Annotated in this window: 24 protein-coding genes and 4 pseudogenes; 20 read left to right on the forward strand and 8 right to left on the reverse strand. The window is 63.0% G+C overall.

What is annotated here, in order from left to right:
- Both JCM9942_RS00215 and JCM9942_RS00220 read left to right on the forward strand, forming a co-directional pair.
- Positions 1-246 (forward strand): annotated as a pseudogene (locus tag JCM9942_RS00215) (DUF4162 domain-containing protein); the annotation flags it as partial.
- Positions 243-1,358 carry an ABC transporter permease gene (locus JCM9942_RS00220; RefSeq protein WP_054656758.1) on the forward strand — a complete coding sequence of 372 codons (1,116 nt, stop codon included), beginning with the start codon at positions 243-245 and terminating at the stop codon, positions 1,356-1,358. The pseudogene JCM9942_RS00215 and the gene JCM9942_RS00220, both read left to right, overlap by 4 nt.
- Before the next feature lie 150 nt (positions 1,359-1,508).
- On the opposite strand, the pseudogene miaB reads toward JCM9942_RS00220, so the two are convergent.
- Positions 1,509-2,956 (reverse strand): annotated as a pseudogene (gene miaB, locus JCM9942_RS00225) (tRNA (N6-isopentenyl adenosine(37)-C2)-methylthiotransferase MiaB).
- A gap of 144 nt (positions 2,957-3,100) precedes the next feature.
- On the opposite strand from miaB, the gene JCM9942_RS00230 reads away from it, so the two are divergent.
- The 6 genes and pseudogenes from JCM9942_RS00230 (at position 3,101) to JCM9942_RS00255 (ending at position 8,112) form a co-directional block, all read left to right on the forward strand.
- Positions 3,101-4,021: a lytic transglycosylase domain-containing protein gene (locus tag JCM9942_RS00230; protein WP_054656759.1), complete on the forward strand. Its 921-nt coding sequence runs from the start codon at positions 3,101-3,103 to the stop codon at positions 4,019-4,021.
- A 172-nt stretch (positions 4,022-4,193) separates the two neighbouring features.
- On the forward strand, positions 4,194-4,814 hold the full coding sequence (petA, locus tag JCM9942_RS00235; RefSeq protein WP_054656760.1) for a ubiquinol-cytochrome c reductase iron-sulfur subunit: 621 nt from the start codon (positions 4,194-4,196) through the stop codon (positions 4,812-4,814).
- A 2-nt stretch (positions 4,815-4,816) separates the two neighbouring features.
- A complete protein-coding gene (locus JCM9942_RS00240; protein ID WP_054656761.1) occupies positions 4,817-6,079 on the forward strand; it encodes a cytochrome b in 1,263 nt (420 codons plus the stop codon).
- 3 nt (positions 6,080-6,082) lie between these two features.
- Positions 6,083-6,813, forward strand: a pseudogene (locus JCM9942_RS00245) (cytochrome c1).
- A 154-nt stretch (positions 6,814-6,967) separates the two neighbouring features.
- Complete coding sequence (locus tag JCM9942_RS00250; RefSeq protein ID WP_054656762.1) at positions 6,968-7,603, forward strand: glutathione S-transferase N-terminal domain-containing protein; 636 nt, start codon at positions 6,968-6,970, stop codon at positions 7,601-7,603.
- A gap of 80 nt (positions 7,604-7,683) precedes the next feature.
- Positions 7,684-8,112, forward strand: a complete 429-nt coding sequence (locus JCM9942_RS00255; protein WP_054656763.1) for a ClpXP protease specificity-enhancing factor — start codon at positions 7,684-7,686, stop codon at positions 8,110-8,112.
- 187 nt (positions 8,113-8,299) lie between these two features.
- On the opposite strand, the gene JCM9942_RS00260 is transcribed toward JCM9942_RS00255, so the two are convergent.
- The 4 genes from JCM9942_RS00260 to JCM9942_RS00275 all read right to left on the reverse strand — a co-directional run bounded on the left by JCM9942_RS00260 (position 8,300) and on the right by JCM9942_RS00275 (position 10,860).
- Complete coding sequence (locus JCM9942_RS00260) at positions 8,300-8,650, reverse strand: DUF3301 domain-containing protein (protein ID WP_054656764.1); 351 nt, start codon at positions 8,648-8,650, stop codon at positions 8,300-8,302.
- Positions 8,651-8,702: 52 nt separating this feature from the next.
- Positions 8,703-9,632, reverse strand: a complete 930-nt coding sequence (locus tag JCM9942_RS00265) for a DUF2272 domain-containing protein (protein WP_054656790.1) — start codon at positions 9,630-9,632, stop codon at positions 8,703-8,705.
- 101 nt (positions 9,633-9,733) lie between these two features.
- Entirely contained in the window at positions 9,734-10,591 is an 858-nt protein-coding gene (gene nadC, locus JCM9942_RS00270) for a carboxylating nicotinate-nucleotide diphosphorylase (protein ID WP_054656765.1), read from the reverse strand.
- Positions 10,591-10,860: a Trm112 family protein gene (locus tag JCM9942_RS00275; RefSeq protein ID WP_054656766.1), complete on the reverse strand. Its 270-nt coding sequence runs from the start codon at positions 10,858-10,860 to the stop codon at positions 10,591-10,593. The genes nadC and JCM9942_RS00275 overlap by 1 nt, the downstream gene beginning before the upstream one ends.
- Positions 10,861-10,919: 59 nt before the next feature.
- Here JCM9942_RS00275 and purE point away from each other — a divergent pair, with 59 nt between their 5' ends.
- The gene (gene purE / locus JCM9942_RS00280; protein WP_054656767.1) at positions 10,920-11,423 is read left to right on the forward strand and encodes a 5-(carboxyamino)imidazole ribonucleotide mutase; all 504 of its coding nucleotides are present in this window, start codon (positions 10,920-10,922) and stop codon (positions 11,421-11,423) included.
- Positions 11,420-12,562 (forward strand): 5-(carboxyamino)imidazole ribonucleotide synthase, encoded by a 1,143-nt coding sequence (locus JCM9942_RS00285; RefSeq protein WP_054656768.1) that lies wholly within the window; start codon positions 11,420-11,422, stop codon positions 12,560-12,562. The genes purE and JCM9942_RS00285 overlap by 4 nt, the downstream gene beginning before the upstream one ends.
- Before the next feature lie 304 nt (positions 12,563-12,866).
- Here the strand turns inward: JCM9942_RS00285 and JCM9942_RS00290 are convergent, their stop codons facing one another.
- Positions 12,867-13,445, reverse strand: coding sequence for a superoxide dismutase (locus JCM9942_RS00290; protein ID WP_054656769.1), 579 nt, complete (start codon positions 13,443-13,445; stop codon positions 12,867-12,869).
- 122 nt (positions 13,446-13,567) lie between these two features.
- Between JCM9942_RS00290 and grxD the strand changes: the two genes are divergently transcribed.
- The 5 genes from grxD (at position 13,568) to ppnN (ending at position 20,194) form a co-directional block, all read left to right on the forward strand.
- Positions 13,568-13,888, forward strand: a complete 321-nt coding sequence (gene grxD / locus JCM9942_RS00295; RefSeq protein ID WP_054656770.1) for a Grx4 family monothiol glutaredoxin — start codon at positions 13,568-13,570, stop codon at positions 13,886-13,888.
- Between the two features lie 11 nt (positions 13,889-13,899).
- The gene (locus JCM9942_RS00300) at positions 13,900-14,628 is read left to right on the forward strand and encodes an SDR family NAD(P)-dependent oxidoreductase (RefSeq protein WP_054656771.1); all 729 of its coding nucleotides are present in this window, start codon (positions 13,900-13,902) and stop codon (positions 14,626-14,628) included.
- Positions 14,625-15,218 carry a YhgN family NAAT transporter gene (locus JCM9942_RS00305; RefSeq protein ID WP_054656772.1) on the forward strand — a complete coding sequence of 198 codons (594 nt, stop codon included), beginning with the start codon at positions 14,625-14,627 and terminating at the stop codon, positions 15,216-15,218. Before JCM9942_RS00300 ends, JCM9942_RS00305 begins: the two co-directional genes overlap by 4 nt.
- A 221-nt stretch (positions 15,219-15,439) precedes the next feature.
- Positions 15,440-18,694, forward strand: a complete 3,255-nt coding sequence (locus JCM9942_RS00310) for a TonB-dependent receptor (protein WP_083468343.1) — start codon at positions 15,440-15,442, stop codon at positions 18,692-18,694.
- Positions 18,695-18,805: 111 nt separating this feature from the next.
- A complete protein-coding gene (gene ppnN / locus JCM9942_RS00315) occupies positions 18,806-20,194 on the forward strand; it encodes a nucleotide 5'-monophosphate nucleosidase PpnN (protein WP_054656791.1) in 1,389 nt (462 codons plus the stop codon).
- Positions 20,195-20,197: 3 nt separating this feature from the next.
- Here ppnN and JCM9942_RS00320 read toward each other — a convergent pair whose 3' ends face one another.
- Both JCM9942_RS00320 and JCM9942_RS19765 read right to left on the reverse strand, forming a co-directional pair.
- Complete coding sequence (locus JCM9942_RS00320) at positions 20,198-21,067, reverse strand: sensor histidine kinase (protein WP_256202256.1); 870 nt, start codon at positions 21,065-21,067, stop codon at positions 20,198-20,200.
- Positions 21,064-21,222, reverse strand: a complete 159-nt coding sequence (locus JCM9942_RS19765; protein ID WP_256202257.1) for a hypothetical protein — start codon at positions 21,220-21,222, stop codon at positions 21,064-21,066. Before JCM9942_RS19765 ends, JCM9942_RS00320 begins: the two co-directional genes overlap by 4 nt.
- Before the next feature lie 202 nt (positions 21,223-21,424).
- Between JCM9942_RS19765 and JCM9942_RS20565 the strand changes: the two genes are divergently transcribed.
- The 5 genes and pseudogenes from JCM9942_RS20565 to JCM9942_RS19775 all read left to right on the forward strand — a co-directional run.
- Positions 21,425-21,922: a GspH/FimT family pseudopilin gene (locus JCM9942_RS20565; protein ID WP_425478281.1), complete on the forward strand. Its 498-nt coding sequence runs from the start codon at positions 21,425-21,427 to the stop codon at positions 21,920-21,922.
- Between the two features lie 3 nt (positions 21,923-21,925).
- Positions 21,926-22,378 (forward strand): type IV pilus modification protein PilV, encoded by a 453-nt coding sequence (gene pilV / locus JCM9942_RS00330; RefSeq protein ID WP_083468345.1) that lies wholly within the window; start codon positions 21,926-21,928, stop codon positions 22,376-22,378.
- Positions 22,375-23,394, forward strand: a complete 1,020-nt coding sequence (locus tag JCM9942_RS00335) for a PilW family protein (RefSeq protein WP_054656776.1) — start codon at positions 22,375-22,377, stop codon at positions 23,392-23,394. The genes pilV and JCM9942_RS00335 overlap by 4 nt, the downstream gene beginning before the upstream one ends.
- Before the next feature lie 20 nt (positions 23,395-23,414).
- Positions 23,415-23,942 carry a pilus assembly PilX family protein gene (locus tag JCM9942_RS00340; RefSeq protein ID WP_158499982.1) on the forward strand — a complete coding sequence of 176 codons (528 nt, stop codon included), beginning with the start codon at positions 23,415-23,417 and terminating at the stop codon, positions 23,940-23,942.
- 2,016 nt (positions 23,943-25,958) lie between these two features.
- Positions 25,959-26,387: pseudogene (locus tag JCM9942_RS19775) on the forward strand (PilC/PilY family type IV pilus protein); the annotation flags it as partial.
- Positions 26,388-26,390: the final 3 nt, after the last annotated feature.

Genomic DNA, 26,390 nt, shown 5'->3' on the forward strand with positions numbered 1-26,390 from the left:
CCGCGGCAGGCGCAGCGCGTGCTGTCGCAGCTGCCGGGAGTGCTCAGTGTGGCGCAGATCGGCAATCTGCTGCGGGTGCTGGTCCAACCCGGTGATGACCTCCCGGCGCGCCTGCAGCGGCAGTTGCAGGCCGCAGGGCTGCGGGCACAGGTGACACCGGTGCCGCCCAATCTGGAGGATGTGTTCGTCTCGGCTACCCGCGGCCGTGGCGGTGCCGATGCCGAGAAGGGCGGGAGGGACGCATGAGCCTGCGCCGGCTCTGGGCCATCGTGCTGAAGGAGCTGCGCCAGCTGCGCCGCGATCGCATCACCCTGGCCATGATCGTCGGCATCCCGGTGATGCAGCTGGTGCTGTTCGGCTATGCGATCAATCTCAACCTGCGCCACCTGCAGGCCGGCGTCGCCGACCAGGCCGGTACCAGCGCCTCGCGGGCGCTGGTGATGGACATGGTCGCCACCGGGGTGATCGCCCCGGCGCTGTGGGTGCAGACGCCGGAGGAGCTGATGCACGCGCTGCGGCGCGGCCAGATCAGTGTCGGGGTGGTGATTCCTGCGGATTTCGAGCGTCGCCGCTTCGAGGGGCGCGAGGCGGTGCAGGTGCTGGTCGACGGCAGCGACACGGTGGTGCAGAGCACGGCGCTGCAGCTGGCGCAGGTGCCGCTGGAGACACGGCCATTGCGCAATGATCGGCCGCTGCGCACCGGCGCGACCGGCGGCAGCGGCCAGGTCAGCGTGGTCGCCTTCTACAACCCGCAGCGGCGTTCTGCGGTCAATATCGTGCCGGGTCTGATCGGCATCATCCTGACCATGACCATGGTGATGTTCACCGCAGTGGCGATCGTGCGCGAACGCGAGCGCGGCAACATGGAACTGCTGATCGCCACCCCGCTCAGTCGCAGCGAGCTGATGATCGGCAAGGTGCTGCCGTATGTGGCGATCGGCCTGGTCCAGACCTCGCTGGTCCTGCTGCTGGGAGTCTGGCTGTTCCAGGTGCCGGTCCGTGGCAGCGTGCTGGAGGTCTATCTGGCGACGATGCTATTGATCGTGGCCAACCTGGCCCTGGGGCTGTTGATCTCGACCAAGGCACGCTCGCAGTTCCAGGCGATGCAGATGACGATGTTCGTGTTCCTGCCTTCGATCCTGCTGTCGGGTTTCATGTTTCCGTTCGAGGGGATGCCACGGCCGGTGCAATGGCTGGCCGAGCTGCTGCCATTGACCCACTTCCTGCGCCTGATCCGCGGCATCATGCTGCGCGGGGCGCGGCTGTGGGAGCTGTGGCCGGAAGTGCTGGCGCTGCTGGCTCTCATCGTGGTGATGATGGCGCTGGCGATACTGCGCTTCCGCAAGCGGCTGGATTGAACGCTGCAGTATCCACAGCGGTTGTGGACCGGGGCTTGGCAAAGATGTGGATAAGCCCCGGCCGTGCAGGCAGGCCAGGGCTTTTGCGCGGTTGGTCAAAAAATCGCCAAGGCCTGCCGCCCGGCCGGAACGGGTCCGGCCGGAGCGGAATCAGGCCGCGACGATGCGCCCGCGCAGCGAGTTGCTCAGCGCCTCGGTGATGACCACATCGACGAACTGGCCGACCAGGCGCGGGTGGCCGGGGAAGTTCACCGAACGCATGTTCTCGGTCTTGCCGGTCAGCTCGTTGGGGTCCTTGCGCGAGGGGCCTTCGACCAGCACCGACTGCACGCTGCCCACCATCGACCGCGAAATGCCGGCGGCATGGTCGTTGATGTGCGCCTGCAGGCGCGACAGGCGCGCATGCTTCTCGCGTCGCTGATGGTGTCCTCCAGGTCGGCGGCCGGAGTGCCCGGGCGGCGCGAGTAGATGAAGGAGAAGCTCTGGTCGAAGCCGACGTCCTCGATCAGCTTCATGGTCTTTTCGAAATCGGCCTCGGTTTCGCCGGGGAAGCCGACGATGAAATCCGAACTGATCGAGATGTCCGGGCGCACCGCGCGCAGCTTGCGGATCTTGGCCTTGAATTCCAGTGCGGTGTAGCCGCGCTTCATCGCGCTGAGGATGCGGTCACTGCCGGCCTGCACCGGCAGGTGCAGATAGTTGGCCAGCTGCGGTACGTCGCGATAGGCGTCGATCAGCGAGTCGCTGAACTCCAGCGGGTGCGAGGTGGTGAAACGGATGCGGCCGATGCCGTCGATTTCGGCCAGGGTGCGGATCAGCAGGCCCAGGTCGGCGATCTCGCCGTCTCCATAGGGACCCCGGTAGGCGTTGACGTTCTGGCCGAGCAGGTTGATCTCGCGCACCCCCTGCGCCGCCAGCTGCGCGCATTCCACCAGCACATCCTCGAACGGCCGGCTGACCTCGGTGCCGCGGGTGTAGGGCACCACGCAGAACGAGCAGTACTTGGAGCAGCCCTCCATGATCGACACGAACGCCGACGGGCCTTCGGCGCGGGGCTCGGGCAGGCGGTCGAACTTCTCGATCTCCGGGAAGCTGATGTCCACCTGCGGCTTGTTCTGCTCGCGGCGGGCGCGGATCAGCTCCGGCAGGCGGTGCAGGGTCTGCGGGCCGAAGACCAGGTCCACGTAGGGCGCGCGTTTGACGATGGCTTCGCCTTCCTGCGACGCCACGCAGCCGCCGACTCCGATGATGACATCGCGGCCACCGGCCTTGAGCGCCTTCCAGCGGCCGAGCTGGCTGAACACCTTCTCCTGCGCCTTCTCGCGGATGGAGCACGTGTTGACCAGCACCACATCGGCTTCTTCGGGGTTGTCGGTCAGCTCCAGGCCTTCGGATTCGGCCAGCACGTCGGCCATCTTGGCCGAGTCGTACTCGTTCATCTGGCAACCGTGGGTCTTGATATACAGCTTGCCGCGCGCGCCGCCGGCAGGCTTCGGCTTGGCGCTGGGCAGGGGAATGAGTTCAGGAGTGGTCATTTCAACAGACGGCACGTCGGAGCCGGCCGGATTCGGCGAGGGAGAAGCGGGCGTCCCGGGCATGGTGCGTATTCCAGACGGGTGGGCGGGCAACGACCCGAAGGCCGCATTCGAAGCCGGCTATTGTATCGGTCCATGCCCGGGCGCAGGGCCGGCGGGCCGTCAAATACTTGGCAAGCCCCGGTGAAGCTGGGAGACTCCCCGCCCATGAAGGGGATTTTGGGGATCGCCGCAGTTCTTGCCGCGACACTGACCGCCGCGCCGGCCAGTGCGGGCACGCTGTACAAGTGTGTCGGTGGCGATGGCGTAGCGAACTATGTCAGCAAGCGCATCGGCGGGGCCCAGTGCAGCGTGGTCAGCAGCTACCGGCCCGCACGCGAGGCGCCCCGGCGAATGCCGGTGGTGGCCCCTCCGGCTTCTTCGCCGGCGACTCTTGCGGACACCGCTTCCGGATCCAGCCCCACCCCAGTGGCCGCCCAGGTCGCACCGGCTGCGGTGGCGCCCCTTCCGGCACCCGCGCCTGCGACCGCTGGGAAAGCCCAGCGCGTGGTCAGCGGGCAGGTCTATTCCTATATGAAAGATGGCGTCCGCCATTACACCAGCGCCCGGCCCGCACAGCTGGCCAGCGTCGGCCAGGTGCGCACCATCCAGTACAGCTATATCGAGCGCTGCTTTGCCTGTGGCGTGCAGTCGCGGGTCAACTTCGGCTCGGTGCGTCTGAACACCCACGCCTACAGTGCCGAGATTGCGTCGGCTGCCCGCGAGTTTGGAGTCGAGGAAGCGGTGGTGCGCGCCATCATCCATGCCGAGTCGGCGTTCAATCCGACCGCGCTCAGCCGTGCCGGAGCCCAGGGCCTGATGCAGTTGATGCCGCCGACCGCACGTCGCTTCGGGGTTTCCGATTCCTACGACGCCGGACAGAACATCCGTGGCGGCGTGCAGTACCTGGCCTGGCTGCTACGCCGCTTCAACGGCAACCTGACGCTGGCGGCGGCCGGTTACAACGCTGGCGAAGGTGCCGTCGACCGTCATGGCGGCGTACCGCCGTATCGGGAAACCCAGTACTACGTGCAGCGCGTGGCGCAATTGGCTGACCGCTATCGGGGCGAATTGGCGGCGCGGCAGTAAGTGCTGACGTTTCTGTTGCAACAGGCCGTGACAAATTTTACGGACTGGTGTTTGATCGCGTTGTGTCACCGTTAAGCGTTCCGCTACACTCGGGCGCGATTTGTTCAGAGCGGGCTGGCCCCCACCAGACCGCTGGCAGCCTCAAGCTACCTAATCAATATCGGAGTGCCGGATGGCCAACGATGGGGTAAACGATCCAGTCAACACCGGACGTCGGCGGTTTTTGACAGCGACCACAGCGGTGGTCGGAGCAGTCGGCGTCGGCTTCGCAGCGGTACCGTTCATCAAGTCGTGGAATCCCAGCGCCCGCGCCAAACTGGCCGGGGCCCCGGTGACGGCCGATATCAGCGCCTTGCAGGAGGGCCAGCGCCTGATCCTGGAATGGCGTGGCCAGCCGATCTGGATCGTCAAGCGCTCCAAGGCCATCCTCCAGGCGTTACCGGGACTGGATGGCAGGCTCAAGGATCCGGAGTCCGACAACAAGGACCAGCAGCCGGACTATGTGCTCAAGGGCAATCCCGAATTCCGCTCGATCAAGCCGGACATCTCCGTGCTGGTCGGGCTGTGCACCCATCTGGGGTGTGCCCCGGAGATGGTCGCCGAGATCCGTCCCGAACCGTATGACGCGCAGTGGAAGGGCGGCTACTTCTGTCCCTGCCACAAGTCGCGTTTCGACATGTCCGGGCGCGTGTTCCAGGACGTGCCGGCACCGATCAACCTGCTGGTGCCGCCACACCATTATGTGGATGACAACACCATCGTCATCGGCGTCGATCCGCAGGGGGCTGCCTGATCATGGCCGACAACATTCTCACCCGCACCGCCACCGGCGTGGCCAACTGGGTCAATGAGCGTGCTCCCGGCCTGATGCCGGTTTATCGCAAGCATGTCAGCGAGTACTACGCGCCGAAGAATTTCAACTTCTGGTACTACTTCGGCTCGCTGGCGATGGTGTTGCTGGTCAACCAGATCCTGACCGGCATCTTCCTGACGATGCACTACAAGACCAGTGCAGCCGAGGCGTTCGCATCGATCGAATACATCATGCGCGACGTGGAGTGGGGCTGGCTGATCCGCTACATGCACTCCACCGGTGCCTCGTTGTTCTTCATCGTGGTCTATCTGCACATGTTCCGCGGTCTGATGTACGGCAGCTACAAGAAGCCGCGTGAGCTGGTGTGGATCCTGGGCATGCTGATCTACCTGGTGCTGATGGCCGAAGCCTTCATGGGATATGTACTGCCGTGGGGACAGATGTCGTTCTGGGGTGCGAAGGTGATCATCTCGCTGTTCGGTGCCATTCCGGTGATCGGCAACGGCCTGACGGAGTGGATCATGGGCGACTACCTGCCCGGTGATGCCACCCTCAACCGCTTCTTCGCCCTGCACGTGATCGCGTTGCCGCTGGTGCTGCTGCTGCTGGTGGTGCTGCATCTGGGGGCGCTGCACGAAGTGGGCTCCAACAATCCCGATGGCGTGGAGATCAAGAAAGGGCCCAAGGGCAACCGCTGGTCGGCGGGCGCGCCGGCCGATGGCATCCCGTTCCATCCGTACTACACGGTCAAGGACATGGTGGGCGTCGGCTTCCTGCTGGTGATTGCGGCCTTCATCATTTTCTTCGCCCCGGGTTTTGGCGGACTGTTCCTGGAGCATGACAACTTCACCGAGGCCAATCGGCTGGTGACGCCGGCGCACATCAAGCCGGTCTGGTACTACACCCCTTACTACGCCATGTTGCGTGTGGTGCCGGACAAGCTTGGTGGTGTGATGGTGATGTTCTCGGCCATCGCCATCCTGTTCCTGGTGCCCTGGCTGGACCGGGCCAAGGTGAAGTCGATCCGTTACCGCGGTCCGCTTTCCCGGTTGATGCTGGGCCTGCTGGTGGTGTGCTTCGTATGGTTGGGGGTAATCGGCTCCGGCCCGGGAACGGCGATCTGGGAAACCTGGGTCGGGCGTGTACTGACTTTCCTGTACTTCGCCTTCTTCATCACCATGCCGCTGTGGACCACGCTCGACAGCACCAAGCAGGTACCGGACCGGGTGACGACGCATGACTGACAAATGGATGGTGCGGCTGCTCTTTGCAGCAGCGATGCTGTTCTGTACCTCGCGTCCGCAGCCGATGGCGGGGCCTTGCAGCAAGCGGGAAATGACCTGGGGGATCGCGCATCGCTGCAACGCGGCGCCCAGGCCTACATGAGTTATTGCTCGGGCTGCCACTCGCTGAAATATCTGCGTTATTCGCGTATGGCCGAGGACCTGGGGCTGACCGAAGAACAGGTGATGGACAATCTCAACTTCACCGGTGCCGCGTTCGGCGAGCAGATCCAGGTGGCGCTGCCGCATGAGGCGGCCACCCAGTGGTTCGGCAAGATGCCACCGGATCTGAGCCTGATTGCCCGGGTTCGAGGAAGCGACTGGATCTACAGCTATCTCAAGTCGTTCTACGTGGACGAGTCGCGGCCGCTGGGCTGGAACAACGCCGTATTCCCCAATGCCTCCATGCCCAATCCGCTCTGGGAGCTGCAGGGCATGCAGCATGCGTGTATGGCAAGGCCGAGCAGCCCGGGCTGGATCCCCCGGTCACCGGGCTGAAGATCGACACGCCTGGCAAGGTGGATGCCCGCGCATACGACCAGACGGTACGGGACATCACCAATTTCCTGGAATATGCCGGTGAGCCGGCAGCCCTGAAACGGCAGAGTATCGGGGTGTGGGTGGTGTTGTTCTTGGCGCTGCTGACGTTCCTGGCGTATCTGCTCAAGACCGAGTACTGGAAAGACGTGCATTGATTTCACGTGGCCCGGTGCGGGTGCAGGCACGGGGTGATGGCAGGGCCTTGGAAATTGTCTCGCCCGATTGCACACTCGGGAGACCGTGGCGACCGTCGGCAATGGGTTGGCGGAGCTGTAAGGCTGGCGGATTCCGGCCGTTGGAGAGCCTTTGATGGCGGCGAGTGTGCGTATGCGTAATACCCTGACTTTGTTCTCTGCCAATGACGATGTGCTGTGCCATCGGGTGCGGTTGGTATTGGCGGCCAAGGGCGTGACCTACGATCTGGTCCCGGTCGATGCGCAGAATCCGCCGGAAGATCTGATCGACCTCAACCCCTACCATTCCGTGCCGACCCTGGTCGAGCGGGAGCTGGTGCTCTATGCCGCCTCGGTAGTGAGCGAGTATCTGGATGAGCGCTATCCGCATCCGCCGCTGATGCCGGTCGATCCCCTGTCGCGGGCCCGGCTTCGCCTGGCGATGCTGCGCATCGAGCACGACTGGGTACCGCAGGTGCAGGCCATCCAGCTGGGCAACAAGACCCAGGCCGAAGCCGGACGCAAGCGCCTGAAGGAGCTTGTGGCGCAGTCGGTGCCGCTGTTCAAGGCGAGCAAGTTTTTCCTGAATCCGGAAATGAGCCTGGCCGACTGTGCGATTGCACCGATCGTGTGGCGGCTGGAGTCGCTGGGCATTCCGCTGCCCAAGGACGGCAAGGCGATCGAGGATTACGGCAACCGCATCTTCCGTAACCCGGGGTTTATCCGCAGCCTGACCGACCAGGAAAAGAAGCTGCGCGACCTGCCGGCCTGAGCGGGGAACAGCTGTACTTGACCCCATCGAACACCGCCTCCGGGCGGTGTTCGCGCTTCAATGCGGCGTACACTTGGCATATGAGTGAAGAATCTTTTCGCATGAGCAGCCACCGTCCGTACCTGTTGCGGGCGCTGGTGGAATGGATCAACGACAACGGTATGACGCCGCACATCATGGTGGATGCGGGAGTCCCGGGCGTGCAGGTGCCGGCCAGCGCGATCAAGGAGGAGCGGGTCGTGCTCAATGTCGCCGAGCGCGCGGTAATGCGTCTGCATATCGACAATGAGACGGTCAGCTTCACGGCACGCTTCTCCGGTGTCAGTTTCCCGGTGAGCGTGCCGATCTCGGCGGTACTTGCGGTGTACGCGCGGGAGACCGGGCAGGGCATGGCGCTGCCGGACGATGTTCCCGGTGCGGACCTGCCCCCGGACGATGACGATACGCCGCCGTCGGCACCCGAGCCGCCACCGGCGGGCAAGCGCCCGTTCCTGCGGGTGGTCAAGTAATCCGACACATCGCCGCCGCAAGGTGGCGATTCTTTTTGGGCGATGGCACCGGTCCGGGTTGCCCGGACTCGGCGGCTGCAATCTCCCCCGCCGTCCGGCAGGGGCGCGATCAGCTCACGGGTTGCAGTGGGACTAGGCCTGGGTGTTGCCGCTGCCTGGGAGGCTGAGGGGGCGCTTGCCTGCTGATTCAGATGTCTTCAGCTTCTTCGCCAGATTGGCGGATCTTGCCGATCTGCGCCGCGGCCGGGCCGGAGAAGGACACCAGCTCACGACCGAGCAGCACCAGGCGACCGGTGTGGCGTTCTATGCCGTCGTAGGAGTAGTCGAAGCGGAAGCTGCGCTCGAAGCCCAGCCAGCCGCTGGGCAGGCGGCGCAGGCGCATGCCGGTGGCATGCACGCTGTGGTCCAGCCATTGCACATCGGCAGCACGACAGGCGTTGCGGCCCAGTTCGCTGGCACGCTCGGCTGCGGCGCGGCCGGTGTCCCACAGCGCGAAGCCGATGGCGCCGATGATCATCAGGATGAGAAGAGTAGGCATGGCCACACTCTAGGGGCTGTCAGTGGAAAGCGGAACCGGGTGGGCGCTGCTGTCAGCGGGATGTGGCGTTGCCGGTTTCTGTGGCCGCGGGCTGTGCTGGTATGACTGGCGCAACCGCGGGCCCCTGTGACGCGGTCGTGGGCAGCAGTTTCAGCAACGCGGCCCAGTCCTGCCGGTTGAGGTTGCAGTCTTCCTCATTGCCGGGGGTGCAGCCTTGCGCGCCGATCTGCCCGGTGTTGCCGCCATCCGGGCGCGGCAACTCGACCAGACCGGTGCGGCCCAATGCCAGTTTGCGCATCACCACCGAGTTGGCGACATTGCCGCCGACCAGGTGCAGCGTGCGATCACCGCCGGCGTTGGCGGTCACCACGATCTCGCAATGGGATTGCCAATTGCCGGCGCTGCCGTTGCCCAATGCCTGGATCAACCCGCTGTAATTGAGCGTCGTGCTGCGGTTGCGAAGAAAGCACAGCATGTCGCCGGGGGCGGGTTTCTCGGTTGCCGGATCGGCGAGCCTGTAGGGGCCGTTGCCGCCGCTCTGGTAAGCGGCACGGATGTAGTCGATATGGCGCGGTGAGCGGTTGAAGCCGGTCACGCCGGCGCGGGTCATGACCCAGGAAATGAATGCCGCCGACCACGGGTTGTCGATCAGGAAGGCGCGGCAGTCGCTGTCGGTGTAGCGGTTGCCGGTGGCGACAAAGCAGCTCTGGGCACCGGGAACACTGCCCATTGCGCCCAGCGTTCCACTTTCGCGCCAATAGCCGGCCACGCGCTGCCACGCGATGACGCCATTGTCGGCCAGGCTGCCGCTGTCGGCCTCTGAAGCGCCGAGGCTGGCGATGCGTCCGTCGCGGTCGATGAACGGGCGATACCAGAGCCGGTGTTCGTTGCAGGTGGTGCGCACGATGGCCTGGGCGGTGGTGCTCAGGCCGTAGCGCGGCGGGATATCGCAGACTTCGATCGCCAGCGCGCCGGTTGACATGAGTGCGAGCACTGAGCCGAAAAACAGGTGCCGGTAGACCACGGTGAACTCCTCATCCTTGAACGGAGCGTTGCAGAACCGGCAGTGCTCGTGCCGTGAAATCAGCCCGGTGGCGGGCCGAGCTTGAGGGACAGGTCGATCGCCTGGATGTGCTTGGTCAGGCCGCCGATGGAGATGAAGTCCACCCCGTCCTCGGCAATGGCACGGACCACGGTCAGGTCCACGCTGCCGGAGACTTCCAGCGGAATGCGCCCGGCCGCGATGCGCACCGCGTCGCGCCGCATCCCGGCGCTGAAATCGTCGATCAGGATGCGTTCGCAGCCGGCGGCCAGGGCTTCCTGCAGCTGTTGCAGGTCTTCCACTTCCACCACCAGCGGCAGTTGCGGCTGCTGGGCGCGGGCCGCCTGCACGGCGGCGCTCAGCGAACCGGCGGCGCGGATATGGTTTTCTTTCAGCATCACCGTATCGAACAGGCCCATGCGGTGGTTGTCGCCGCCGCCGCAGCGGACCGCGTATTTCTGGGCCTGGCGCAGGCCGGGCAGCGTCTTGCGGGTGTCCAAGATGCGCGTGCCAGTGCCGGCCACGGCCGCCACGTAACTGGCGGTGACAGTGGCGGTGGCGGACAGCGTCTGCAGGAAATTGAGCGAGGTGCGCTCGGCGCTCACCAGACAGCGGCTGCGGCCTTCCAGCGTTGCCAGTACGGTGCCGGCGCTGACGTGATCACCCTCCAGTACGCGCCAGTGGATCTTCACCGCCGGGTCGAGCGCGCGGTGTGCGGCATCAAACCAGGGCCGGCCGGCAATCACCGCGTCCTGCTTGCACAGCAGGTAGGCGATATCCGCCGTGTCCGGCAACAGGGCGGCGGTGACATCACCGCTGCCGATGTCCTCGACCAGGGCGCGGGCGACGTCGGCCTCGACCTGCGCCTGCGGCGGCGCGGCTGGCGGGTGCGGCAGCATCAGGCGCCCGGGAAGTCGGCGATCTGCGCGGTGGCAATGGCTTCTTCGGCCAGCAGTACCGGAATGCCGTCCTCGACCCGGAACAGCTGTTTGCGGTCACGGGTGACGAGCACTTCGCGCAGTGGCTGGGTCTGGGCGCTGCCATCGGCACGGTTGACCGTACCTGCGGCGATGGCGCGGTTCAGTGCGTCCAGGCCGGCGCTTTCCAGCAGGAGCAGCGGCTGGCGGGTGTCTGGGGAGACGAGCAGGTCGAGCAGTTTGCGGTCCATCAGGTCTTGGTCTTGCGTGGAAGATGGCTAGAATACGTCTTTGCAGCAGGTGACGGCCAATGACCCCCAACCCCTCCGTGCCGCTTGTCGGCATTGTCATGGGTTCCCGTTCCGATTGGGAAACCATGCAGCACGCCGCCCAGAAGCTCGATGCGCTGGGTGTTCCCTACGAAGTGAAGGTGGTTTCGGCGCATCGCACGCCGGACGTGCTGTTCACCTATGCCGAAGAGGCGGGCGCGCGTGGTTTGCGCGCGATCATCGCCGGTGCCGGCGGTGCCGCCCATCTGCCGGGCATGATCGCGGCCAAGACCGCGGTGCCGGTGCTGGGTGTGCCGGTGAAGTCCAAGGCCTTGAATGGCATGGATTCGCTGCTGTCGATCGTACAGATGCCGGCCGGTATTCCGGTGGCGACGTTCGCCATCGGTAGCGCTGGTGCCTCCAATGCCGCGCTGTTTGCCGCGGCGATGCTGGCGCCCGAGCAGGTGGCGATCGGCCAGGCGCTGACTGCATTCCGCGCACGGCAGACCGCTGATGTGATGGCCAACGACGATCCGCGGCAATGATCACCGTCGGCATCTTGGGAGGCGGGCAGCTGGCCCGCATGATGGTGTTGGCCGGTGCTCCGCTGGGGGTGCGCTTTGTGGTACTGGATCCGGTCGCCGATGCATGCGCCGGACAGGTGGCGCCGCTGCAGGTCGGGGCATTCGATGATCCGGTCGCGCTGGCCGAGTTCGCCGCCAAGGTGGATGTGGTCACCTTCGATTTCGAGAACGTGCCGGCCGCCAGTGCGCACTGGCTGGCCGAGCTCAAACCGGTGTTCCCGAACCCGGCCGCGCTGGCTGTGGCGCAGGACCGCCTGAGCGAGAAGACCCTGTTCCGGGAATTGGGGATTCCATTGCCGCCGTTTGCAGATATCCGCAGCCGCGACGAACTGGCTGCCAGGGTCGGCGAGTTCGGGCTGCCGTGCATCCTCAAGACCCGCCGTCTCGGTTACGACGGAAAAGGCCAGTTCCGCCTCCGCAATGAGGCCGATATCGACGCGGCCTGGCAGGCGTTGGGCGCGCAGGTCGAAAAGACCGGCCTGATTCTGGAAGGTTTCGTCGCGTTTGACCGCGAGGTCAGCGTGGTGGCGGTGCGGGGGCGTGATGGCGAATTCCGTGCGTGGCCGCTGACCGGCAACTGGCACGTCGATGGCGTGCTGTCGGCCAGTCTGGCGCCTGCACAGGCCAGCGCCGCGCAGCACGAAAAGGCCATGAGCTACGCCCGGCGTGTGGCCGAGCGGCTGGATTACGTGGGCGTGTTCGCCCTGGAGCTGTTCTGCCGGGGCGAGGAGCTGCTGGTCAACGAGATGGCCCCGCGCGTGCACAACTCCGGCCACTGGACCAGTGATGGCGCCGAGACCTCGCAATTCGAGAACCACATCCGTGCGGTGCTCGGTCTGCCGCTGGGCGATACCCGCGTGCTGGGCCATGTATGCATGTTGAACTGGCTGGGGCGGATGCCGGATGTGGCGGCGGTACTGGTTGAGCCATCGGGCCACTGGCACGACTACGGCAAGTCGCCGCGCGAAGGGCGCAAGGTCGGTCATGCCAACCTGCGCGAGGACTCGGCCGAGGCATTGGCCGCGGCGCTGGAGCGGGTGGGTGCCGCGTTGGGCCGTCCGGCACAGGTGGCACCGGTGGTGGAGACGCTGCGTCGCTGAGGCGCAGCCGTTGCATCGTTCGGGACCTGTGTGCCTGGTGTCTCCGGCACCTCCATTGGAGACACTCGATGCCGGGCTGGAGTCGGTATTGCGGTGAGCTCAACGGTCGGATCGGCGAGTGGGTCGCGCCGGCTGCGGTAGTGACCCCGTGCTGCGATAGCGGTATCACCGTTGGCTCCGGTCTCGGCCAGCGCGCAAACAAGCGTGCTGCAATCGCCACAGGTCATGGGCGCCCATCCTCACTGCCGGTAACGCCGGTACGGCATCACAACCTTTCGCTGAACCAGTGCGGCCGCGGTGCGGCTCAGCGCAACTGGCTGGCGACGAAGTCCCAATTGACCAGTCGCCAGAATGCCCGCAGGTAAGCCGCGCGGTCACTCTGGTGGTCGGTGTAATAAGCATGCTCCCACACATCGCAGGCCAGCAGCGGGGTGCTGGTGCCGGTCAGCGGCGTGTTGGCATTGCGCGTGGAGACGATGGCCAGGCTGCCATCGGCGTGCTGCACCAGCCAGACCCAGCCCGAGCCGAACACGGCCAGCGCGGCCCGATTGAATTCCTCGCGAAGTTTCTGCACGTCACCGAAATGCCGGGCAATGCGCTCGGCCAGCGGGCCATGTGGCTCGTCGCCGGCCCGTGGGTGCAGGCATTGCCAGTAGAACGCGTGGTTCCACGCCTGCGCGGCGGCCTCGAACAGACTGCCTTGGCTGCCCAGCACGATATCTTCCAGCGAGGCCTCGGCCAGTTCGGTGCCGGCGATGCCTGCATTGACCCTGTCGACGTAGGCGCGGTGATGGCGGCCGTGATGCAGGTCCAGGGTCTGGGCGGAAATGTGCGGTTGCAGCGCGGTGCGGGAGTAGGGCAGTTCGGGCAGTTCGACGGGCATGGTCCGTATCTTTTTGAGGGCAAAGGCGCCGGGAGTTGGCCGGCTCGGCTTACAATTGGCCACCACGTGAAAGTCTATCCGACAGGACAGGCCGTTCTTTCGCAGCAGCAGGGAGAATTCGAATGCCGGTGATGGAGCAAATCCAGGCCGAAGTGGAACAGCACCCACTGGTCTTGTTCATGAAGGGCACACCGCAGTACCCGATGTGCGGCTTTTCCAGTCGCGCGGTGCAGGCGCTGATGGCGGCTGGGGCGGCAGGATTACGCACCGTCAATGTGCTCGAGTTTCCCGAGGTGCGCGCCAATCTGCCACGTTATTCCAACTGGCCGACCTTTCCGCAGTTTTTCATGCACGGCGAGCTGATCGGTGGCTGCGACATCATCCTTGAACTGCTCGAGTCGGGCGAGCTGAAGCGCATGGTCGCCGAGGCGGGCCAGGCGTGAGTGCGCAGCCGATGGCGGAGAGCCGGATCGATCTGGCCGGACGTGTCGTGCTTGTCTCCGGCGCGGCCGGCGGGCTCGGAGCAGCCGCAGTGCGGGCCTGTACCAGTGCCGGGGCCACGGTGGTGCTGCTCGGGCGCAAAGTCGCCAAGCTCAATCGCGTCTATGACAGCGCCGCATCGCTTGGGCCCGAGCCGCTGCTGTATCCGCTGGATCTGGAGGGCGCCACGCCCGATGACTACGCCGCGCTGGCCGAGCGCCTGGCGTCCGAAGTGGGGCGGCTGGATGGACTGTTGCATTGCGCGGCCGACTTCGCAGGGCTGACGCCCTTTGCACTGGGAGACCCGGCGGCGTTCGCACGCGCCATCCATGTGAACCTGACCGCGCGCGCCTGGCTGACCCAGGCCTGCCTGCCGCTGCTGCAGAAACGGGAGGATGCCGCAGTGGTATTGGCGCTGGATGACCCGCAGCGGGTGGGGCAGGCCTATTGGGGTGGTTACGGTGTAGCCCAGTTCGGACTGCGCGGGCTGCTGGAAAGTCTGCATCACGAGTTGCGCAACGGGCCGGTACGGGTCAGCGGCCTGCAGCCGGGGCCGATGCGCACCGCGCTGCGCGCGCGTGCATTCACCCATGAGCAAGACCTGGTCCCAGTCGATCCGGCTGCCTATGCCGCCGCCTGTGTGCAGTTGCTGGCGGCCGACGGTAGCCGGTGGCGCGGCAAGGTGATGGATCTGTCCGTGTGACGATCCTGTCGGCGGCATTGCTGCTGTTCCTGATTCTCGACCCGCTGGGCAACATCCCGGTGTTTCTGAGTCTGCTCAAGCCCTTGGCGCCGCGCCGCCAGCGCCTCGTGCTGGTGCGCGAGCTGTTGATCGCGCTGGCGGTACTGATGGCGTTTCTATGGGGCGGCAAGTACGCGCTGGAGCTGATGCACCTGCGGCAGGAGTCTGTCGCCATCGCTGGCGGCATCGTCCTGTTCCTGATCGGTATCCGCATGATTTTCCCGCGGCCGGAGGGGCTGATGGGCGCGGTGCCTGATGGCGAGCCGTTCATTGTGCCGATGGCCATCCCGCTGGTAGCCGGTCCTTCCGGAATGGCCGCGGTGATGTTGATGGGCAGCAACGAGCCCGATCGCCTGCTGGACTGGAGTCTTGCATTGCTCCTGGCGTGGGGAGGGACCGCCGCGATTCTGTTGTCCGCCACCTTGCTCTACAAGCTGCTGGGGGCCCGCGCGCTGACCGCGCTGGAGCGCCTGATGGGCATGCTGCTTGTCGCGATTTCCGTGCAGATGCTGCTGGACGGGATCGCCACGTATCTGGCCTCGCTTTCGTAACTTGTTGATTCGCTTGAGCCGGGATTGTTGCGTCGCATCACGACTGTCTTATGCCGGTCATATTCACAATCTAACGTGTTAACCTGATGTTAACCGTTGCGGCTGCAACCGCTCCGGAAGGTATCCCAGATTCAAGCCGATCAGGCGCCCGGTTGATCCCGGGGCTGATGGATCGCGTTTTTTCTTTCTCAATCGCTAACTCGTGTCGAGCTACCCCAAAAATGAACCACCCACGCATCCGGATGTCCAAGCTTGCTCTTGGCCTCGTCGCCGCTCTTGCGGCCGCGCCCGCGTTCGCACAAAGCACGTCCGCCGGTGTCGGCGGCCAGGTCACCTCCGCTGCTGGCCAGCCGGTGACCGGTGCTGAAGTCACCATCACGCACGTCGAGTCGGGCACGGTCAGCCGTGCGACCACCGACGCTGCTGGTCGTTACAACGCCCGCGGTCTGCGTGTGGGTGGTCCGTACACCATCACCATCACCAAGCCGGGTGAAGGCACCAAGACCGAAGATGGCGTGTATCTGAACCTGAACCAGGTCAACACCGTCAATGCGGCCCTCACCGGCGATCTGGCTGCCACCACGCTGGAAGCGGTGCAGGTCATGGCTGTCGGTGCTGGTTCGGAAGTGTTCAGTGCCAACAAGATGGGCACCGGCACCAACGTGACCCGTGAAACCCTCGAGGCGCTGCCGTCGGCCAACCGCAACATCCAGGACTACATCCGTCTGGATCCGCGCATCTCGCAGGTCAGCAAGGCTGACGGCGCGATCTCGGCCGGTGGCCAGAACACCCGTTTCAACGCCATCCGCATCGACGGCATCGGCGCCGGTGACCCGTTCGGTCTGGAATCCAACAACCTGCCGACCGAGCGTCAGCCGGTGTCGATGGATGCCATCCAGGAAATCAACATCGATCTGGCCAACTACGACACCACCATCTACGGTGGCACCGGTGCGGTGATCAACGCCGTGACCAAGTCGGGTACCAACGAATTCCACGGCACCGTGTACGGCGCATACCGTGACAAGGACATGGTGCGTGAAACGCTCGATGGCGTGAAGGGCAAGTTCAACGGCTTCGACGACGAAACCACCTACGGCATGACCTTCGGTGGCCCGATCGTCAAGGACAAGCTGTTCTTCTTCGCCAACTACGAGAAGTATGAGCGCTCCGCGCCGGGCGTCAGCCTGAGCGAAGGCCCGTATGGCAAGGGCAGCGTTACCGATGCCGATATCACCAAGGTGCAGGACTACATGTCGGGCTTGGGTTACGACATCGGCAGCCTGAATGCGCCGGCCAACAAGACCGAGATCGAAGAGTACGCGGTCAAGCTGGACTGGAACATCAACGAGAATCATCGTGCGGCCCTGCGCTACAACAAGATGCAGCAGGACGTGATGCGCTTCCCGGGCCTGACCAACAGCACCGTTTCGCTGAGCAGTCACTGGTATTCGCAGCCGAAGATCTATGAAACCTGGATGGGCGAACTGTTCTCCGACTGGTCGGAAAACTTCTCCACCGAATTCAAGGTCTCGCACAAGGACTACTCGGCCAACCGCGTGCCGACCAGCAACCTGCCGCAGATCCGCATCAACGGCTTCGCTGCCAATGGCCGCGATGCTCTGCTGTTCGGTACCGAGCAGAACACCCACGTCAATATCGTGGAGTCCAAGGAACTGAGCGCCTTCGGTGCTGGTACCTGGTACGTCGGTGATCACACCGTCAAGTTCGGCTTCGACTACTCCGACAACGACCTGATGAACTTCTACGGCCGTAATCTCAACGGCGTTTACGAGTTCAACAGCCTTCAGGATTTCCTGGCGGGCAAGGTGAACCGTTACCAGCTGCGCGCGCCGCGTGCCGATGGCAGCATCGACGACATCCCGGCCTCGTTCACCCTGAAGAACACCGGTGTGTTCGTGCAGGACACCTGGGCGATCAACTACAACCTGAACCTGATGTTCGGCGTGCGCGTCGACATGCCGGATTTCAGCGACCAGCGCCTGTACAACCCGGAGATCGAGAAGGTCTACGGCTACAACAACACCAACCTGGTTGACAGCAAGCTGGTGCAGCCGCGCTTCGGCTTCAACTACACCTTCGACAGCGAGCGTCCGACCCAGCTGCGTGGCGGCGTCGGCCTGTTCGGTGGTGCGGCTCCGAACGTGTGGCTGGCAGGTGCCTACCAGAACACCGGTCTGAACTATGTCGAGTACGATCTGCGCGGCGCCAACGCTCCGGCGTTCGATCCGACCGTACCGCCTTCCACCGCGGGCATGACCCCGGGCAACGCCCGCCAGAACGTGGACCTGATCGAGCCGGGCACCAAGCTGCCGTCGGTGTGGAAGGCGAACCTGGCGTTCGATCACGAACTGCCGTGGTACGGCATGGTCGCCTCGGCCGAGCTGCTGGTCACCAAGGTCAAGGACGCGCTGTATTTCGAGCGTCTGGACCTGTACAACGCCGCGGGCGCAGGCCCGACTGCGATTGGCCAGGATGGTCGTGAGATCTTCTGGAATGCTGCCGGTCTGAATCCGAACAATGCTGGCAACTTCGGCATGGAAAACGGCACCAACGGTGCCGGTAACAAGGCCAACCGTCCCGGCAACATCGGTGACGTGATGTTGCTGCGCAACACCGACAAGGGCCGCAGCTCGCAGGCGACGTTCTCGGTGAGCAAGCCGATGACCGAGAACTGGGGCTGGTCGCTGGGTTACACCTACACCCAGGCCAAGGAAGTCAGCCCGTTGACCAGCTCGCAGAACACGTCGAACTGGAACAACACCATGATCTTCAACGCCAACGAGAACGTGGCCTACAACTCGCGTTATGCGATGAAGGACCGTGTGACCGGCACCCTGGAGTGGAAGCACAATTTCTTCGGCGACAACGCCACCCGCGTTGGCCTGTTCTATGAAGGCCGTAGCGGTCGTCCGTACAGCTACATCTTCTACAACGACGTGAATGGCGACGGTGCCGGCACCAACGACCTGTTCTACGTGCCGTCGGGCTATGGTGATGTGCTGTTCGGCAAGGTTGTCGGCGGCAAGTTCCAGCAGGATGCCGGCATGGAGAAGGCCTTCTTCGATTGGCTGGAGAAGACCCCGGAACTGGCGGGCTACAAGGGCCAGGTTGTTCCGGCCAATTCGCATCGTGCGAAGTGGGTCAACAGCTTCGACATGCGTATCAGCCAGGAGCTGCCGGGCTTCTTCAAGGGCCACAAGACTGAAGTTGCGCTGGACATCATGAATGTCGGCAACCTGCTCAACAAGAAGTGGGGCCTGATCGACGACTACGGCTTCTTCTCGACCCGTCGCATCGCCAACTATGGCGGTATCGATCCGGCAACCGGCAAATACATCTACCAGTTCACCGGCTCGACCGATAACCCGACGATCCAGGAAAACAACAACGACAAGGGCAACACCGGTGTGTCGCGCTGGTCGATGATGTTGAGCCTGAAGTACAAGTTCTGATCGTTTGATTGATCGGATGTGAATGAAAACGGCCGGGGCGACCCGGCCGTTTTCTTTTTTGTGGGGGCGGGGCTAAAGTCGATCGCCAATAAGGATGGAATGACGATGGAAATGAAGAACAGTGACGGTATGGCGCGTGCATTGCCGGTGCAGGATGCGCGCATCTACCCACGTGGCGGGCTGGACGTGCTGTCGCGGGCGGAAGTGGCCCGCCTGCGCGACGCCTCCGGCGGTGGCATGCACGAGCTGCTGCGCCGCTGTGCGCTGGCGGTGCTGACCAGTGGCAGCGCCTCGGATGATCCGCGCGCCGCGCGCGATCTCTATCCGGATTTCGACATCCAGGTGGCACAGCAGGACCGCGGTGTCCGCATCGATCTGAGCAATGCGCCGGCAATGGCGTTCGTGGATGGTGAGATCATCCGCGGTATCGCCGAGCTGCTGTTCTCGGTGGTGCGCGATCTGGCCTACATGGCAATCGAGCTGGGGCCGGAATACGCCTCGGACCTGGAGACTTCCGAAGGCATCACCAACGCCGTGTTTGGCCTGCTGCGCAACGCGCGCATCCTGCAGCCGAGCGAGCCGAATCTTGTGGTGTGCTGGGGCGGGCACTCGATCTCGCGCGACGAGTATCTGTATACCAAGCAGGTCGGCTACGAGCTCGGGCTGCGCAACCTGGATATCTGCACCGGCTGCGGCCCGGGAGCGATGAAGGGGCCGATGAAGGGGGCCACCATCGCCCATGCCAAACAGCGCAAGACCAACACCCGTTACATCGGCATCACCGAGCCGGGCATCATCGCGGCCGAGTCGCCGAACCCGATCGTCAACCACCTGGTGATCATGCCCGACATCGAGAAGCGCCTTGAGGCGTTTGTGCGTTTGGGTCACGGCATCATCGTATTCCCGGGCGGCGTGGGCACGGCCGAGGAGATCCTCTATCTGCTGGGGATCCTGTTGCGCGAAGAAAACAAGGAGCTCCCGTTCCCGTTGATTCTCAGTGGTCCGGCGATCGCCGCGCCGTACTTCGAGCAGATCGACCGCTTCATCCGTATGACGCTCGGCGACCAGGCCGCCAGCCGCTACGAGATCATCATCGGTGATCCGGTGGCGGTGGCGCGCAAGATGTCACAGGGGATCAAGCGTGTGCGCGAGTACCGCCTGGCGCACAAGGACTCGTTCTTCTTCAACTGGTCGGTGGAAATTCCTGCCGAGTACCAGAGCCCGTTTGTCCCCACGCACGAGGCAATGGCGGGATTGGACCTGCACCACGGCCGACCGGCACCCGAGCTGGCGGCGGACCTGCGTCGCGCGTTCTCCGGCATCGTCGCCGGCAACGTGAAGGAAGATGGTATGCGCCGGATCGAGGAGTTCGGTCCGTTCAAGATCCACGGCGACCCGGCGATGATGCAGGCGCTGGATGCGCTGCTGCGCGCCTTTGTCGAACAGCGTCGCATGAAGATCGCCGGGGATTACAAGCCCTGCTACCAGGTGGTGACCTGAGTCTCAGGGCGGTATCGGGAGTGTGACGATGGTGATGTGGCGACCGTTCTCCGAGCGTGTCGCTACACCCCCTGCGCCGCCGGTCATTGCATGTATCCGGGCACGTGCCGACTCCAGGCCCACGTTGTGTCCATTCCTTAAAGGGCGTGTGCCGCTAGGGGCCAGATCGTTTTCGATTGTGATACTGATGCCGCGCTCGCTTTGCGTAAGCCGCAGGCAGATTTCGCCGCCCTCAGGCGAGGGTTCGATGCCGTGATGGATTGCGTTTTCCACCAGTGGCTGGATCGAGAGTGAGGGGACGCGTAGAGGAGGGATTGCTGCCGGTAACTGCCATGAGATGCGCATGCGATCCCCGAATCTGAGTGCCTCGATTTCAAGGTAACGCCGCGACAACGCCAGTTCCTCCTCCAGGGGGATTTCCTGGGGGCCCGCCAGTGCGGCGCGGAAGAGATCGGCAAGGTCCAGCAGCAGGTGTTCCGCGCCACTTGGATTGTTGTGCACCATCGCAGCGCCGGTGTTGAGCGTGTTGAACAGGAAGTGGGGACGTATGCGGGCCTGGAGGGCCTCCAGTTCGGCCTGTTTTACGCGCAGGGCGAGCTGGCGTAAGCGCCAGTGGTTCTGGAAAGCGACAACCGCTAGCAGTCCGAAGGTGAGGATGATCCCGGTAAAACGAAGCAGTGCGGGCTGCCAAGGACTGGCCGACTCTGGCCAGAGATCACGCAGCAGCCACCAGCTCGCAGTGCATACCAATAAGGTGGATAGCACCAGCACGAGCAGGGTGACGTTTGCGATCCATGAGGGGGAGAGTCGGGACAGCGGGCGCCGCAGGAGGTACAGGGCGCCAAGTGCCGACAGCGATATCCATTGGATCATGAAGACAACGCGCCGAACAATACCCAGCGGCTGCCGCTGTGTTCCGGTGCCAATGCCAGGATGATCGCCAGCCCCTCGCCGGCCAGGACCGTCCAGGTCACGGCGGGAGCTTTCCAGAGAGTGTCCAGCGGGGTGATGGGCAATTTTTCGGGCATCGGGAGGGGCCAGGGGGAGTTGGGGGCCTTTGGTCGTTCCGGAAGACCGCTCATCCCCCGAAGCGCTGATTTCTGTTGTTGTTTGGCCTAGTGTCCGAGCTTAGTGAATATGGGGAGCGTATGCATGGCCGATTCCAGGCTGCGGAAGTGTGGCGGCGCGATCGGGAGGTGCCGGGTCGAGGGGTTCACCCTGGTCGAATTGATGGTAACGGTTGCTGTCTTGGCCATCGTGGCCGCGATCGCCACGCCCAGTTTCGGGCGGATGATCAGCCACAATCGTCTGGTGGCGGGCGGCAATGAAATGGTGGCCGCGATACAGGCGGCACGTTCAGAGGCGATTGCCCGCCGGGCGACGACGACGTTCTGTGCCACTTCTGATGGGCAGACCTGCTCCGGTGCCAGCGGGAACCGCTGGCTGGTGCTGGCGACAAAAAATGGCGTGTCCACGGTTGTGCGATCTGCCGAAGTCAACCCGGCATTGACGGTGACAGTGAGCCCGAATGTGGCTGCGGGAAATGCGCGAATCTCCTTCACGCCGGCCGGGTTCGTGCAGGTGGGGGGGCGGACCAGTGGGACGGTCGCTGTATGTGCACCGAGCCTTCCAAATGAGAATTCATTTGATGTGTCTGCCAGCATGGTGCGTGTTGCTTCCGCTAAGCGCGCCGCGGGGGCTGGGTGCCGGGCACCAGGAGATATATGAGTCATGACTAGCAGAAGGAAAATTTCATCGTCGCTCAATGCGCAACTGGGCATTGGCATGATTGAGGTGATGGTGGCGGTACTGGTGCTGGCGATCGGCGTGCTGGGAGTGGCCGCGCTGCAGGCGATCACGCTCAAGAACACCGGCAGTTCGGCAAGCAGGACCCAGGCGGCAGTCCAGATCTACTCGATGATGGACATCATTCGCGCGGATCGTACGAACCTGTCCATCTACAACACGAATATCTACGTCGCTGGCGAAGGCAGCGGGCAGGCTGGCACGCTGGATGGCTGGCTGGATGGCCTGCAGTCAACTGTCGCTCCTGATGCACAGGGGCGGGTGATCTGCGACGCGGGACGCATGGTCTGCTCGGTAGGCATCCAGTGGAACGACGAGCGCGGCACCGGTGGTAGTACAGACGATCCTGAGCGAATCGAGGTCACCAGCCAGCTATGAAACGGATCAATTACTCGAGAGCCCGCGGCTTCACGCTGATTGAGCTGATGGTGGCCTTGCTGCTGGGTTTGCTGGTGGTTGCGGCAGCGGGAAGTATTTTCCTGTCAAACCGGCGGGTGTATGGCTCGACCGAGGCGGTAAATCGCATCCAGGAAAACCAGCGAGCCGCTTTTGAAATGATCGCGCGCGATTTGCGCGAGGCGGGAATGAATCCATGCGCGCGCTTCAATGCGACAAAGCCGTTGACGATGCAGATTGCGGCGCCTGATCTGAATTTCTGGAACGGCGTGGTCAACGGAATCTCCGGGGGAACCGCAGGTGGCCAGGATTTCGTTGCCGTGTATCTTGCAAATGGGCAGCAGTACCGTGTGCAGGAGCACGCCCGGCCGGTCAATGCGCTGTCTGTCCATTCCGTTGCGGGGCTGTCCGCTGGGCAGGCATTGATGGTGTGTAACGCGGATGAGGCGATCGCCTTCTCTGCAACAGCAATCTCCGGATCCAATATCGAGCACGCCGCGGGTGCCAATTGCGGTGCAGGCCTGACACCAGCGCCGGATGCAAGCCGCTGCACCTTGGCTGAGTCCGGCCCGGGTTATTGCTTCCGCATCGCGAGTACGCCGACCGCTGCGGATGTGACCAATTGTCCTCGTGGTATCGGACGTTCGCCTGCATTCGTGGTCGCGCCTTATGAGGCGCGATGGACGGTCGATAACAACGGAAGAGGGGGCCGTTCACTCTATCGCACGGCCCAAGGGGCGAGGAGTGAAATCGCCGAAGGAGTCACTAATATGACGCTCGGATACAAAATTGGTGCGGCAGTGGGATATTCGGACGCCGCCGCAGTCACGGCGGCAAATGCTTGGGCACGAGTGACGTCTGTACATCTAACGCTCGCCTTCCAGGCAGAGCAGGGAGCGATGGCTGCGCGGGACGTTCAAGGCGTGGATGGAAATGTTATCACCCGCACAATGGAGGATTTCATCGTCCTGCGTAATCACCAGGAGGATATCCAGTGAGTCCGAGCCGGAATATGGGTGTGAGTGCGTCTGCCCAGTCGGGCGCCGCCCTGATGGTGGTGTTGATGCTGCTGGTGATTATCACCCTGCTAGGTCTGGCTTCGATGCGCGGTGCGATCATGCAGGAACGCATGGCCGCCAATACTGTCGCCCGGAGTCGAGCCTTCCAGGTGGCGGAAGCCGGGCTGAGGCAGGCGGAGATCGTTGTGCGTGATGGCAATGTCACTTTCCCGTCTTCCGGGTGCGCGGCCGGGCGTTGTGCCATGCCCATGCCTGATGCGGAACCGGCTTGGGCAGAAGCGGGTTTTTGGGAAGACGGCGGCCAGTTCCAGGAGGGAACGCCAGTGGGCAGTGGAAGTGCCGTACTCACTCCACGCTTTGTGATCGAAGATTTCGGAACGTCGGTGAACGGGGGCGGTGCGTCAGACTGCATTGATGTTTCCAAGCCCTGTATCACCACTGCGGAACAGAGCGTCTACCGAATTACAGCTTACGCAGCCACGCCCAATGGCGGCGAGGTCGTTGTCCAATCGATGTATCGTCGCTGATCGGGGCGTGCTATGAAATCCAATAATTGCCAAGAAAATATTCTCGCCGCCCGCGTCCGGACGGCTATCGCCGTAATGGCTATGTCGATGGTTGCCGCAGCATCCGCGCAGGCGGCGCCGACGTCCTTTCCCCAGTATCCGCTGCTGACCGGCGGTGAAGTCATACCGCCGAATATCATGCTGATCCTTGACGATTCTGGGTCGATGGAGGCGGTTCATATGCCCACCGATCGCTACTCTTTGAGTGATCTTGTGCGAGACAGGTCCTATATAAACAACACGCTTTACTACAATCCTGATCGGGATTACAAGCCGTGGCGGAAGGCGAGTGTTGATTTGGATGATCGGTTTGGTAATGCAAACTTCCGTTCCGTTTCAAGTTCAACAACTTCCGTAAGCAACGGCGGTTTTGATCTTCGCGATCAGGCGGAATCGTATTTCTACATACCCAAGGCGGGGGTTTCCAATCCAGGGACTAATTCGTCGAATTACGATAAATATCGGATCGCGAGTTCTTCTTCTGCCAACAGCTACAACGGCGGTGTGGTTCAGAAGCAGGTCTCGCGGACGGACGTGATCTTGAGTGGTACGGTTTCGGTCGCAAATAGAGGGAGTTCCGCCTGTTTCGCGATTCCTGTCGATGGTGTGGATACTGTGACTCTTCAGGTGTCAGGAAGTAGGAATGCGGATCTTTATGTTTTTTCAAATAGTAGTTGCGCTAACAACTCGCAGCTGAATAGCGATACTAGCAACAACAATACTAAGAGCTTGTCTGTCAACGTCTCTTCGAGATCGTGGATTTATCTGCAGATCCGAAATGGTTCGAATAGTAATATTTCAAACATAAGCTACTCGGCCTCTGTCTATAGGGAGTGGGAGGACGCCACCCCCGCACGTACCGTGAAAGATAAAGATGGCAATATGCTTCCGCCTCGGGCACAGGCTGATGAGCTGCAGAATTTTGCCAACTGGTACCACTATCATCGGTCGCGGAACAAGATGGCCAAGGCGGGGGCCTCTGAGGCATTCGGGCGTCTTGGGAAAAATTATCGTGTCGGGTTCGACACCATCTGGAACAGGCGTAATGGGAATACTGTTTCTGTAAGGGGCAGTGTGCCCGCGTTTCCAATTCCCACAGCCACCAACGATGGGCTGTTCGAGAGCGCTAATCGCAGTAATTTCTACGATAGCCTGCAAGCGGCTACCGCGAGTGGCAACACGCCACTTCATGGTGCTTTGCAGCGTGCCGGACGCTACTTCCAGACAGATGCGCCGTGGAAGGACAGTAGTGGAAACATGTTGAGTTGCCGCCAGAATTACGCCCTGCTGACCACCGATGGCTATTGGAACCAGGCGGACTCTGCCGGCGGCTATAGTCCCGCGGTTGGGAATTCGGATCTGGGAAGCAAGCACGGCGATGCGGTCGCCGATACATTGGCCGACGTCGCCTATGAATTCTGGAAAAAGGATCTGCGGGCGGATCTTGGAGATAATGTAAGGCCGACGGGTGCTGATCCGGCGACTTGGCAGCATATGGTCACCTTCGGCATTTCGATCGGCTTGCAGGGTACGTTGGATCCCAATCAGGAACCGCCGGCGGCGGGTAGGTGGCCAAATCCGATTACCAATTCCGGTGCAGCCCGTATCGACGATCTTTGGCATGCCAGTCTGAACGGCCACGGCAGCTTTGTTGTTGCTACAGATACAGACAAGTTCGCGGCAGCGTTGACTGCCGCGCTCAGTGCGATCGACTCGCGTAGTGCATCTGGATCGAACATCGCATCTAGCTCGACCAAAACGGAGTCATCCACCTTGACGTTCGTCGCGGGATTTACTTCGGTAAGCTGGATTGGTGACTTGATTGCAAGCCCATTCAATGCCGCTCTCACCGGGGTGTCAGATACACCGCTTTGGGCGTTGTCCAAGACGTTCGGCGCAGGGGGGGTGAATAGCGGCTTCGCAGACCGGACGGTCTTGACCAGCTTTGGCGGTACTGCCCAGCAGTTCACGAGCAGTATGCCCTCTGCTGGCGTTTTCGCCCGTAGCGGCACTGCGGATGCGGTTTCCGCAGCTGACAATATCGATTATCTGCGCGGCGACCAGAGCAGGGAGGAGGGGCGCGTGGGTGGAGTATTGCGCAAGCGCGCATATCCGCTTGGCGATATCGTCGACTCCTCGCCCAGCTATGTTGAGGATACCAATACCGTTTACGTAGGGGCCAATGACGGCATGCTGCACGGTATCCGGGCCACGGATGGGAAGGTGCTGTTCTCCTATGTTCCGAAAGGATTGGATTTTGAGGCCATGGCCGGCCTGAGTGCTCCTTCCTACGAACACCGCTATTTCGTTGACGGCCAGATGGATGTGATCAGTCGCGTCAACCAGGGAAGTGGGCGGAACATCCTCGTTGGTGCGTTGGGGCGTGGTGGGCGAGGTGTATTCGCGCTG

The organism is Stenotrophomonas pictorum JCM 9942, assembly GCF_001310775.1.
Classification (GTDB): Bacteria; Pseudomonadota; Gammaproteobacteria; order Xanthomonadales; family Xanthomonadaceae; genus Stenotrophomonas; species Stenotrophomonas pictorum.